General features: G+C 63.9%; 1 protein-coding gene. It reads left to right on the forward strand.

Annotated features, from left to right (window positions below):
- A partial coding sequence (locus tag AB0D49_RS41755; RefSeq protein ID WP_362769521.1) for a hypothetical protein occupies positions 1-1,051 on the forward strand: 1,051 nt, incomplete at both ends.

The raw sequence follows: 1,051 nt of genomic DNA on the forward strand, positions 1-1,051 counted from the left end.
GAGATCGGCGGCAGCACGGCGGGGCTGGAACGCAGCGGCTTCAAGGAGATGTTCCTCGACACCGAGACCACCTACGAATGGATCAACAGCAACTTTCCTCGGCTCACCAAGGAAGGGCTGGAGCTGAAGAACTTCAGTGACTTCGGCTACGAGGTCGATCTGCACGCACGGATCGTGGACAGGTCCTCCGAGCTGACCGGCTTCTTCGAGGACGCCGACATCGCCATCAACGGCACCTCCGCCTTCACTGCCACCAAGGCGCTCACCGACAAGATCACGCACAGCCTCGCGGGTGGTCCCACCGTCCCCAACGTCACCAAGTTGGGCCCGGAAAAGAAGGGCATGGTGAACACCGCGCTGGACATCACCAAGCCATTCAACAAGTCCGCCAAGACCACCGACACCGAGTCCCGGACCAATACCGAGAAGCTCAGCAAGAAGGGCCAGATCGCCGCACTGACCAGCAGCGTCGAGTTCCTCGTGGTGGTCAAGCCCAAGGCGGTGAGCAAGAAGATCCAGCAGCAGCAACCCGTCGCCGTGATCCTCCATCTCGACCGCACCGGCAGTGTCTACACGACCACCGACAGCGCCGCCGACCTGCTCGGCGTACGCGTCTCGCAGAAGGTGCTGGAGGCCCAGGAGAAGGTCGCCGAGGCGGAGAAGGCATGGTCCGAGGCCGAGCGCGAGGCGTTCGAACTGCGCCTCCAGGTGGACAAGAACAGTGTGGGCGACTCGACGAAGTGGACGAGCGCCGGACACAACAAGGACGCACGCCAGCGCCGGATCAGCAACGTCAGCAGCTCCAACGGCAGCTCGCTGCCCAAGGTGGACGAGGAGCCCACCACCACCGACACCACGAACCTGACCCCCGGCCGTGGCCACCAGCGCAACGACTCCGTCAGCTCCCGCTCCTCCGTGGAGTCCACCGACCCCCTGGTGCCGTTCCTCAAGGAGCTGTACGAGAACTCCGCCGACCCCCGTGCCCAGGAGTTCTTCCAGGCGCTCAAGGAGCGCAACGAGGCGATTGACGACTTCAACACCACCGAGGTCA

Origin of the sequence: Streptomyces sp. NPDC048290, assembly GCF_040652095.1 — a bacterium.
Taxonomy (GTDB): domain Bacteria; phylum Actinomycetota; class Actinomycetes; order Streptomycetales; family Streptomycetaceae; genus Streptomyces.